The organism is Leyella stercorea, from assembly GCF_019052365.1.
Lineage (GTDB): Bacteria > Bacteroidota > Bacteroidia > Bacteroidales > Bacteroidaceae > Prevotella.
Map to the genome: position 1 here is coordinate 25,657 of NZ_JAHQUY010000037.1, position 6,704 is coordinate 32,360.

The following is a 6,704-nucleotide window of genomic DNA, read 5'->3' on the forward strand; positions in this document are numbered from 1 at the left end:
GACTTAGAAGACTTAGAAAGGCTTAAAAAGGCTTAGAAAGGCTTAAAAAGGCTTAGAAAGGCTTAGAAAGGCTTAGAAAGGCTTAGAAAGGCTTAGTTAGGCTTAAACGTCACTTATAAAGAACATGAAATACTACTTAATAGTTGGCGAGGCATCGGGCGACCTGCACGCCTCGCATCTTATGACGGCTCTGCTCAAAGAAGACCCTAAAGCTGAGTTTCGTTTCTTCGGCGGCGACATGATGTCGGCAGTCGGAGGCACACGCGTGCGCCACTACCGCGAACTGGCGTACATGGGCATCATCGCCGTATTGCTCCACCTGCGCACTATTCTGCGCAACATGGCGTTCTGCAAGCGCGACATCGTGGAGTGGCAGCCCGACGCCGTGATTCTTGTCGACTATCCGGGCTTCAACCTCAAGATTGCGAAGTACGTACACGAGCATACCAAGATACCGGTCTACTACTATATCTCGCCGAAGATATGGGCGTGGAAGGAGTATCGCATCAAGGAGATAAAGCGCAACGTCGACGAGCTGTTCTCGATACTGCCGTTCGAGGTGCCGTTCTTCGAGCAGAAGCACCACTACCCTATTCATTACGTGGGCAATCCGACGGCTGAGGAGGTGCGCCAGTTCCGCGCAGCGTACAACGTATCGGACGAGGAGTTCCGTCGTGAGCATGGGCTCGACGAGCGTCCCATAATAGCGCTGCTCGCCGGAAGCCGCAAGCAGGAGATTGCGGGCAACCTACCGCAGATGATTGCTGCGGCGCGCAGATTCGGTGGCTATCAGTTAGTGCTTGCTGCGGCGCCGGGCATCGACGCCGAGTTCTACGACGCATTCATCGGCGGAAGCGGCATGCACGTGGTGCGCGGCGAGACCTACGCTCTGCTCTCACATGCCGACACGGCGCTCGTGACGAGCGGCACGGCGACGCTCGAGACGGCGCTCTTCCGCGTGCCGCAAGTGGTATGCTACAATACGGCGCTGCCTAAGCTGGTGGGTTTCTTGCGACGTCTCGTGCTGAAGGTAAAGTATGTGTCGCTGGTGAACCTCATCGCCGACCGCGAGGTGGTGCCGGAGCTGGTGGCCAACACGTTCTCGGAGGCAAACATCGCCGAACAGCTCAAGCGTCTGCTACCCGACGGCGCAGCGCGCAGAGAGATGCTCGAGGGCTACGAGGAGGTGTGGCGGAAGATTGGCGAGGACAGTCCGTCGGAGCGCACAGCGAAGGAAATGGTCTTAAAAGTAAAAAGGTAAAAAGTAGCGGAGGTCTCCGGCCTCCGCAGCAAGCTACGTTGACAATAAAAATAATGCCGTTATTGGTGCTGCGGAGGCCGGAGACCTCCGCTACTAAGACAATAAAAAAATGCATTTTTGTGCTGCGGAGGCCGGAGACCTCCGCTACTAATCATGCAAATATAGTACAAGCAAACTCCCGCGAAAAAACTCATTCTAGAGATTTGAAAACCGCAAAACGAGCGTTTTCGATGCTGTTCTTCACTCTAAAATCATAAAAAGTGAGACTTTTCGATGTAAAACGATAGGTTTTGCATTGTATTTCCTATCACTTTACCCTGTAATTCGATAGACTTTACACGGTAAAACCTATGCTTTTACCAGGTAAAGTCTATCGAAAAGCTTGATTTCTCCTAAGCTAAAATTGCACACTTTCGCAATTATCACCACAACGCTTTGTAAGCCAAACGCTTACAACTGCACGCTCAAAACTCGCGAAAAACGCACAAAAGATTTTGTTTTTGATTTTTCGCGAGTTATGAGCGGTTTAAAACTGCAAATATCGTTTGGGCAAAAACCGTGCCAAAACCAATTAAAGGTACTTCTCCACAAAGCCCACCACTCTGCGCGCGTACTCCTCTTTATAGTCGGCATACGCATCGGCGTGCTTGCTGCCGTGCGCTATCCAGAGCGCCTTGGGCTGCGGCTTCGCCTCATAGAGCGGATAGACCATCCATGTAGGCACAAACGTGTCGTTGTCGCCATGAATGAAGAGCATCGGCTTCTGGCACTTCGCCACCTGCTTCAGCGGCGACGCCTCGTTGAAGCCCCAGCCGTACTTCGCCTTTACGAGCCACGACGCCGTGTACATCAGCGGGAAGTCCGGCAGCGAGAAGCGCGCCGAAATCTCGTTCGAGAACTCGTCCCAAACACTCGTATAGCCACAGTCCTCCACGAAGCACTTCACGTATCGAGGCGTCTGCTCACCGCTGACGCACATCGTCGTGGCAGCGCCCATCGATATGCCGTGAACCACAAGGCGCAGCGAGTCGGCAGTCGTGCCGAACATCTCTGGCGCAAGGCTTATCCAATGGAGCACGTCGAGACGGTCTTTCCATCCCATCTGTATCGCCTCGCCGTCACTCTGCCCGTGCGCATAGAGGTCGGGCAGCAGCACGTTGGCGTTCATCTGGCGGTTGTAGATGCGCGCTATTGGCAGCATGCTTGTAGCTTTGTCGCCGTAGCCATGCACGAGCACAGCGGTGCGTCCCTCTGCACGCGGCGAACGCACGTAGAGGGCGTGGGCGCGCTTGCCGGTCTGCGGCATCACGACGAACGTGTCGCGCAGGGCGCCTACGGCTTGCAGACTGTCGAGCCACGGCTTCACCTCGGGGAAGCGCTTCTCTATCTTCGACATATCCGAGTCGCGGTCGCGCTGAACGCTCACAAGGGCGTAGTCGACGAGGTAGAACGAGGCAGCCGTGATTATGGCAAGGAAGAGCGCAAAGGTGGCGCCAATGGTTACGAATAACTTTTTATGTTTCATACTATCTATATATAGGAGGCTACTTGAGATACGGCTTCAGCACCTCAACCCACTTCAGGTATCCCTTGCCGAGCAGGTGCAGTCCGTCGTTGGTGTACTCTGGGTTCATCACATCAGTAGAAGGTATGACGAGCGACTTGTACACGTCGATGTAAGTAACGCCGTGGCGCGCAGCAACAGCCTTTATCTTTGCGTTGAGCGCAGGAATATCCTTCTTGCGGTCCATGTGACCCGAGAACTTGGTGTTGACCTTAGGGTTCACCGGGAACACGCTCTGCACGTAGAGCTTCGTCGCGGGCGACTCGCGCTTCACGCGCACCACAATCTTCTCCACGTTCTTCGCCACCTCGTCAACGCTCTTGCCGCGCGAAAGGTCGTTGGTACCGATGAGCAGGAATATCTTCGAGGGCTTACCCTTCGTGATGGTGCTCAGACGGTCGAGCACGCCCTGGGTGGTATCGCCGCTGATGCCACGATTCTTGGCGTGCGGATTGCCCAACAGCTCCGCCCACTCGCCGCCGTTGGTGATGCTATTGCCGAGGAAGATGATGTCGCTCTTGCTCGTAGGCAACACCTCGAAGAGAGTGGCTCGCTGATAATAGAATGTAGAGTGCTTCTGCTCCTGAGCCTGCATCGTGCATGCGCAGAACAGACTCAACATGATTAATAGTTTCTTCATAGTTCGTTATTTGTTTTAGCGCCGCATCAACCGGGATGCAGCAATGGTTTTTAAACATTTTCTTAACCTGTTTGACAAAAGTACGAATAAAAAACGAAAGGAGCTATTATTTTTTGCATCCTTTTGCACAAAAAACACAAAAACGAATAAGGCTTATTCGGCAAAAAATACTTAACTTTGCAGACGTTAAATCAAAGTGTAACTAATATATGGACGACTATCACGCGGAAAACCCGAATTTGTAATGCAGGAGGACGCTCTCACGATGCGGTCTCCCAAGCATTGTTTAACCCAAGGAGACAGCTTTTATGAGAACATACTGGAACACCAATTCTACCCTCAAACAAATTGAAGAGTGGCAGCCGAACTGCTGGATACAAGTTACATGTCCAACAGACGAAGACCAGCAATTGCTGGAAGACAAGTTCAACATACCCGATTATTTCCTTTCCGACATCAGCGATACCGACGAACGTGCGCGTTACGAGTACGATGATGGCTGGATGCTTATCATCCTCCGTATTCCGTACGTGAAGGAGATACGCTCGCGCACACCGTACACCACCGTGCCGCTCGGCATCATTCACAAGCGCGACGTCACCATCACCGTATGCTACTACGAGACGAACATGATGATCGACTTCGTTTCTTATCACCAGAAGCGCGGCGAGGGATTCACCGACTATGTTGACATGACATTCCGTCTTTTCCTTTCTTCTGCCGTGTGGTATCTGAAGCGTCTGAAGCAGATAAACACGCTCATCGAGAAGGCGAAGCACAATCTCGACCATAACGTGAACAACGAATCGCTTATCGCTCTCTCGCGTCTGCAGGACTCGCTCACCTACTTCGTAACCTCTATCCGCGGCAACGAAACCTTGCTCGCGAAGCTGAAGTTCAAGCTGCAAGTGGACGAGTTGGACGCCGACCTCATCGAGGACGTAAACATCGAGATGTCGCAGGCTCGCGAAACGACCAATATCTACTCCGACATTCTCGAGTCGACGATGGACACCTACTCGTCTATCATCAACAACAACATGAACACCGTGATGCGTACGCTCACCTCCGTGTCTATCATCATGATGTTGCCGACGCTCATCTCCTCGTTCTTCGGCATGAACCTCATAAACGGACTCGAGGACTACCGCTTCGGCTTCATCGTGGCGATAATCATATCGGTTATTATCTCCGCACTTTCATGGATTATACTGCGCCATAAGCGACTGCTTTAAAGCAAAATGCAAAAATAAATTGCGTTTTTTGTCGCTATTCAAAATATTTTATTTAAGTTTGCAGTCTATAATAAATAATGTGAGGATGTTGGCTCCGCGCCACATTCGTGTGAATTACCCTTATCATAAACTTAAAACAGTTAAATGATGGACTCTCAAGAAAACGCCCTGTTGCAAGGTGCACAAGAAGAGCAGAACGTAGAGCAGACAGCTGCCGACGTTCAGCCAGTAGAGAACACTAAAGTCTACAAAACCAAACAAGAAGTCGTTGAACGCCTTAAGGAAATCGCCGCAAGCGACGAGGCTCCTGTCAAGGACGAAATCGACCTTTTGAAGACGGTATTCTACAAACTCCACATCGCAGAGCGTGAAGCACGCCTGAAGGAATACATCGACGGCGGCGGAAACCCTGAAACCTATCAGGTGGTACCCGACCAGGACGAGGAGACTTTCAAGGCTCAAATGGCTGTAATACGCGAGAAACGCGCGCAAATCATGCAGCAGCAGGAGGCCGAAAAGCAGGCCAACCTGGAGAAGAAACTCGAAATCATTGAGAAAATAAAGGCCATGGCTACATCGCCCGACGAGGCAGGCAAGTCGTATAACGAGTTCAAGGAGCTGCAGCAGCAGTGGAAGGACATCAAGAACGTGCCGGCTGACAAGGCTAACGAACTTTGGCGCAACTATCAGTTATATGTAGAGCAGTTCTACGACCTGCTCAAGCTCAACTCTGAGGCTCGCGAATACGACTTCAAGAAGAACCTCGAGATGAAGACCAAACTCTGCGAGGCTGCAGAGAAGCTCGCCGACGAGGAGGACGTCATCAGCGCGTTCCACCAGTTGCAGGAGCTGCACCAGCAGTATCGCGAGATAGGTCCGGTCGCAAAGGAACTGCGCGAGGAGGTATGGGCACGCTTCAAGGCTGCGTCTACCGTAATCAACAAGCGCCACCAGCAGCACTTCGAGGACCTTCGCGCTAAGGAGGAGGAGAATCTGGCTCGCAAGACCGCTCTCTGCGAGAAGGTAGAGGAGCTCGGCAAGGCTGAGAACAAGGGCGCTGCCGACTGGGAGAAGCGTTCTAAGGAGATTATCGACATTCAGAACGAGTGGAAGACTATCGGCTTCGCTCCGCAGAAGATGAACGTGAAAATATTCGAGCGCTTCCGCGCTGCCTGCGACGACTTCTTCGGACGCAAGGCCGAATACTTCAAGGCGCTCAAGGTCACATTCTCTGAGAACATCGAGAAGAAGAAGGCGCTCGTAGAGAAGGCGCAGGCGCTTGCCGACAGCACCGACTGGAAGGCTACAAGCGACAAGCTCATCGCGCTGCAGAAGGAATGGAAGACCGTAGGCATGGTTCCGAAGAAGCTCGGCGACCAGCTCTGGCAGGAGTTCCTCGGCGCATGCAACAAGTTCTTCGAGGCTCGCAACGCAGCCGGCGCTGGACAGCGCAACGAGGAGCACGCCAACCTCGAGAAGAAGAAGGGCATCATCGAGCAGCTTAAGGCGCTCGCAGAGAATGCTGCTGAGGCAACGAAGGAGAAGGTGCAGGCGCTCACAGAGGAATACAACAAGGTGGGACACGTGCCCTACAAGGAGAAGGACAAGCTCTACGAGGCTTATCACGAAGTGCTCGACCGTATCTACAAGGAGCTGAACATCTCTACAAAGCGCCGCCGTCTGAACGACTTCAAGGCTAACATCAAGAATGTGGCAAAGCGTGGCGAAGAGGCTCTCGACAACGAGCGCGGACGCTTGGCTCGCCGCTTCGAGCAGCTCAAGCAGGAGATTCAGACCTACGAGAACAACCTCGGATTCCTCAACGCAAGCTCTAAGAAGGGCAACAGCCTCATCGACGAGATGAACCGCAAGGTGCAGCACCTGCGCGACGACCTCGAACTGGTTCGCCAGAAGATTAAGGCTATCGACGAGGAGAACAAGTAAAGATTACCCGTTGGCGGAATTAATTTAAGTTGATAAATATGAGTAAAAAGTTGCACATAT

Annotated in this window: 5 protein-coding genes; 3 read left to right on the forward strand and 2 right to left on the reverse strand. The window is 52.5% G+C overall.

Going from position 1 to position 6,704, the window contains the following annotated elements; translation table 11 throughout:
- Positions 1-124: 124 nt before the first annotated feature.
- The gene (gene lpxB / locus KTQ90_RS07980; protein WP_217317949.1) at positions 125-1,261 is read left to right on the forward strand and encodes a lipid-A-disaccharide synthase; all 1,137 of its coding nucleotides are present in this window, start codon (positions 125-127) and stop codon (positions 1,259-1,261) included.
- A gap of 571 nt (positions 1,262-1,832) precedes the next feature.
- Here the strand turns inward: lpxB and KTQ90_RS07985 are convergent.
- Both KTQ90_RS07985 and KTQ90_RS07990 read right to left on the reverse strand, forming a co-directional pair.
- Positions 1,833-2,786, reverse strand: coding sequence for an alpha/beta hydrolase (locus KTQ90_RS07985; protein WP_217317950.1), 954 nt, complete (start codon positions 2,784-2,786; stop codon positions 1,833-1,835).
- Positions 2,787-2,805: 19 nt separating this feature from the next.
- The gene (locus tag KTQ90_RS07990; RefSeq protein WP_217317952.1) at positions 2,806-3,465 is read right to left on the reverse strand and encodes an SGNH/GDSL hydrolase family protein; all 660 of its coding nucleotides are present in this window, start codon (positions 3,463-3,465) and stop codon (positions 2,806-2,808) included.
- 308 nt (positions 3,466-3,773) lie between these two features.
- Between KTQ90_RS07990 and KTQ90_RS07995 the strand changes: the two genes are divergently transcribed.
- On the forward strand, positions 3,774-4,700 hold the full coding sequence (locus tag KTQ90_RS07995; protein ID WP_217317953.1) for a magnesium transporter CorA family protein: 927 nt from the start codon (positions 3,774-3,776) through the stop codon (positions 4,698-4,700).
- A 144-nt stretch (positions 4,701-4,844) separates the two neighbouring features.
- The gene (locus KTQ90_RS08000; protein WP_217317955.1) at positions 4,845-6,644 is read left to right on the forward strand and encodes a DUF349 domain-containing protein; all 1,800 of its coding nucleotides are present in this window, start codon (positions 4,845-4,847) and stop codon (positions 6,642-6,644) included.
- Positions 6,645-6,704 lie beyond the last annotated feature (60 nt).